6 protein-coding genes are annotated in these 3,779 nt (G+C 64.2%); 2 read left to right on the plus strand and 4 right to left on the minus strand.

The genetic code is table 11. The annotated features are described in order from the left end of the window. A partial coding sequence (locus G3N97_RS37300; RefSeq protein WP_277397878.1) for a sigma factor occupies nt 1-253 on the minus strand: 253 nt, incomplete at its 3' end. A 186-nt stretch (nt 254-439) separates the two neighbouring features. Between G3N97_RS37300 and clpP the strand changes: the two genes are divergently transcribed. After that, on the plus strand, nt 440-1,084 hold the full coding sequence (gene clpP, locus G3N97_RS37305; protein WP_205997769.1) for an ATP-dependent Clp endopeptidase proteolytic subunit ClpP: 645 nt from the start codon (nt 440-442) through the stop codon (nt 1,082-1,084). A 22-nt stretch (nt 1,085-1,106) separates the two neighbouring features. Here the strand turns inward: clpP and G3N97_RS37310 are convergent, their stop codons facing one another. Then, nucleotides 1,107-1,739 (minus strand): TetR/AcrR family transcriptional regulator, encoded by a 633-nt coding sequence (locus G3N97_RS37310; RefSeq protein WP_241031074.1) that lies wholly within the window; start codon nt 1,737-1,739, stop codon nt 1,107-1,109. Between the two features lie 50 nt (nt 1,740-1,789). On the opposite strand from G3N97_RS37310, the gene G3N97_RS37315 reads away from it, so the two are divergent. Continuing rightward, complete coding sequence (locus G3N97_RS37315; protein ID WP_205997770.1) at nt 1,790-2,371, plus strand: isochorismatase family protein; 582 nt, start codon at nt 1,790-1,792, stop codon at nt 2,369-2,371. 134 nt (nt 2,372-2,505) lie between these two features. On the opposite strand, the gene sodB is transcribed toward G3N97_RS37315, so the two are convergent. Both sodB and G3N97_RS37325 read right to left on the minus strand, forming a co-directional pair. After that, nucleotides 2,506-3,084 (minus strand): superoxide dismutase [Fe], encoded by a 579-nt coding sequence (sodB, locus tag G3N97_RS37320; protein ID WP_065065223.1) that lies wholly within the window; start codon nt 3,082-3,084, stop codon nt 2,506-2,508. A gap of 475 nt (nt 3,085-3,559) precedes the next feature. Next, nucleotides 3,560-3,779 (minus strand): exodeoxyribonuclease VII large subunit (locus G3N97_RS37325; protein ID WP_277397879.1); only part of this gene is annotated, 220 nt, incomplete at its 5' end.

The raw sequence follows: 3,779 nt of genomic DNA on the forward strand, positions 1-3,779 counted from the left end.
CCGCGGCGTCGCCGTCGCGCCAGCGGAACCAGGCGTCCTGCACCACGTCCTCGGCCTCCGCGCGGCTGCCGAGCACGCGCGCCGCCAACGCCAGCAATCGCGCCCGCTCCTTCGCGAACACGCCCGCGCGGCGGACTTCGCTCCAGGTCTCGCCGCTCGGTGCGCCGTCTGATACGGCGCGTATTTCCGCGTCGGCTTCTTCGCTGGCTTTTTCGCTGGCTTCTTCGTGGATTTCGTCGCTCATCTGCGTCATTCGCTTCGCTCCTTCGCGCTCCGGCTTCGCCGTGCTTCCCGCCATCCAGACGACCGGCCACGCGCCGATGTGACAGCCGCACGCAAAAAAATCCTCGTCACGCACCGCGCGCGGCACGCGTCTTGTCGACAACGGCGCGCGTCGATGGAACCGCCGCGCCGGTCCCCTTTTTCCACGAGGATTTCCATGCAGCCCATCGATTCGCATCATGCAGCAAACGCACCGCGCGCGCTCAATCTCGTGCCGACGGTCATCGAAACGTCGAGCCGCGGCGAGCGCGCCTACGACATCTATTCGCGCCTGCTGCGCGAACGCATCGTGTTTCTCGTCGGGCCGGTCAACGAGCAGAGCGCGAGCGTGGTCGTCGCGCAGCTCCTGTTTCTCGAAGCCGAACAGCCCGAGAAGGACATCAGCCTCTACATCAATTCGCCGGGCGGTTCGGTCTACGACGGCATGGCGATCTACGACACGATGCAGTTCATCAAGCCCGATGTGTCCACGCTCTGCACGGGCTTCGCCGCCAGCATGGGCTCGTTTCTGCTCGCGGCGGGCACGCATGGAAAACGCTTCGCACTCCCGAACGCACGCATCATGATTCACCAGCCTTCGGGCGGCGGACAAGGCACGGCGTCCGATATCGAATTGCAGGCGCGCGAGGTGATTTTTCAGCGCGAGCGGCTCAACGCGATGCTCGCGGCGAACACGGGCCGCGAACTCGCGCAGATCGAACGCGACACCGACCGCGACAACTTCATGTCGGCGCAGGCGGCGGCGGATTACGGTTTGATCGACCGCGTGATCGCCTCGCGCGACCAGCAGTTGCCGCGCTGAACGAAGCGCTGATCGAAGCGCATTACGACGCCAGCCGCTGCGCGAGCCACGCGGCGATCACGCCTTTGTATTCGGCGACCAGCAGCTTGCGGTCCTTCGGTTTGGCCGCCGCGTAAAGCGGGTTGAGACTCTTGATGACCTGCAGCATGACCTCGGCGATGCGATACGCCTCGTCGGACGACAGATCGGCGTTATAGCGACGAAACAGCCCGGCAAAACGCTGACGCAGCTTGTTGCGCGCCGCGTCGTCGCGACGAAAACCGAGCGGCACCGACAGCAGCGGCAGATAGGCCGGAAACGAAGTCATCAGATCGACCATCATGTCGAAGAGGCGCTCGGCCAGTTGCGCGAGCGGCAATTCGGCTTCCGCCTGTTCTTCGATGAGCGCGGTCCAGCGTGCGTCCATGTCGTCGCCGTAACGCAGGCGCAAGGCGAGCGCGAGCGCTTCCTTGTTCGGAAAGTACTGATATGCCGCGCCGATCGACACGCCGGCCTGCTGCGCGATCTGCGTCATGGTGGCCGCGTCGAAGCCGCGTTCGGCGAACGCGTCGGCCGCCGCTTCGAGCAGCGCATCCACGGTACGCGCCGCGCGTTCCTGACGCGGTACGCGCCGTGTCCCCTCTTTTTTCAGGTCTTCCGCCATATCTGAGGCCATCCTCATATTCGTGTATTATATGTGAGCCCATCCTCACATATTGGTGTCCCATGACGCAAGCCCTTTCTCTTGATCCGCGCAAGACTGCGCTCGTGATGATCGATCTCCAGCACGGCATCGTGAGCCGCCCGGTCGCGCCCTATAGCGGCGCCCAGGTGGTCGAAAAAGCCAAGACCCTCGCCGACGCGCTGCGCGCGCAAGGCGGCACGGTGGTCTGGGTGCACGTGCTGCTCAACGAACTGCTGGCGCTGCCCGCCGACAACTCGATGCACAAGCCGGGCACGCCGCCCGCACCGGCCATCGCGTCCGAACTCGTGCCCGAGATCGGCCAGCAGGACGGCGACGTGGTGATCGCCAAGCGCCAATGGGGTGCGTTCCACGGCACCAACCTCGAACAGCAGCTGCGTCGCCGCGGCATCGACACGATCGTGCTGGGCGGCATCGCCACCAACTTCGGCGTCGAGTCCACCGCGCGCGCGGCCTTCGATCAGGGCTTCAAGCTCGTGTTCGTCGAAGACGCCACGTCGGGCCTGAACGAAGAGATGCACCACTTCTCGTTCGAAAAACTGTTCGGCTTCATGGGCCACGTGCGCACGACGCAGGAAACCGTCGCCGCGATTACGGGCGCATAACGACGCACGGGGACGCATAAGTCCACGTCCGGCACGCGCAAACAAAAAAGCCCTCGATGCGAATCGAGGGCTTTTTTTGTGCCGTTCTGCGCGAACGGCACGGGAACAGACGTGGGCGCTGGCCTTATCTTGCCTTATGCGAAGTTCTTCGCAGCGAAGTCCCAGTTCACGATGTTCCAGAACGCTTCGACGAACTTCGGACGTGCGTTGCGGTAGTCGATGTAGTAAGCGTGTTCCCACACGTCGATCGTGATCAGCGCGGTGGCGTCGGTCGTGAGCGGCGTAGCGGCGTTGCTGGTCGACACGATGTCGAGCGAGCCGTCAGCCTTCTTCACGAGCCACGTCCAGCCCGAACCGAAGTTGCCGACTGCAGCCTTCGTGAAGGCTTCCTTGAACGCGTCGTAGGAGCCCCACTTCGCGTTGATGGCGTCGCCGAGCGCGCCCGTCGGTGCGCCGCCGCCCTGGGGCGACAGGCTGTTCCAGAAGAACGTGTGATTCCAGATCTGAGCCGCGTTGTTGAACACGCCACCCGACGACTTCTTGACGATCTCTTCGAGCGAGAGCTTTTCGAACTCGGTGCCCGGGATCAGGTTGTTCAGGTTCGTGACGTAAGCCTGGTGATGCTTGCCGTAGTGGTATTCAAGCGTCTCTTCCGACATGGTCGGTGCGAGGGCGTTCTTCGCGAACGGCAGCGGCGGGAGCGTAAATGACATGATGCGGTTCCTTCGTCGTGTTATGGGGAGTTCTGCGTAATAACCGGCATGGAGCACTCGATTGTAGGCGAGTTGGAATAACCCCGCAAACGAGCGGACATTATGCCGAACATCGGCTGCACAAGGCTTTCAAGGGCTTTCGCGCATTCCAGGCACACCTGCGCGGACGATGCGGCTCCCCCGGTTCGGGAGCGTCGCGCGGCATGAGCGGATGCGCTGCTCGTCCGCACGAACAGGGCGTTGCGGCAGCGCGAACGATGCCGGCGCGGCATTATCGGCGCAGGCTGCGGTTTGCTGTCTGCAAGCGCTTGTGATGTTTCACGAACATCCTTCGCGCACCGCATGCACCGACCCGCGTGTTCGCGCAAGCAGCGCGCCTGGGCGCTCGATCCTTCCGATCAATTACCCGGAATCACGCGCAATCACACGCACACTCACGCGCACACTCACGCGCCGGCGACCCAGCGTGAGTCGTTCAGAAACCTTCGGCGAGACGCGGCTGCACATCGGCGAGCGCGACATCGGCGCTACCCTGCGCGAGATGAACGGTGAGCCGCTTGCCCGGTTTGAGCGCGGCGGGCGCGAGCACGGCCGCGCCGCTCTGTGCGTCGAGCACTGCCGCGTAGCCGCGCTCCAGCGTGCGCTGCGGGCTCAGCACTTCGAGACGCGCCGCGAGTTCGGACACGCGCGCCGAC

The organism is Paraburkholderia sp. Ac-20347 (assembly GCF_017104805.1).
GTDB classification, from domain to species: Bacteria; Pseudomonadota; Gammaproteobacteria; order Burkholderiales; family Burkholderiaceae; genus Paraburkholderia; species Paraburkholderia tropica.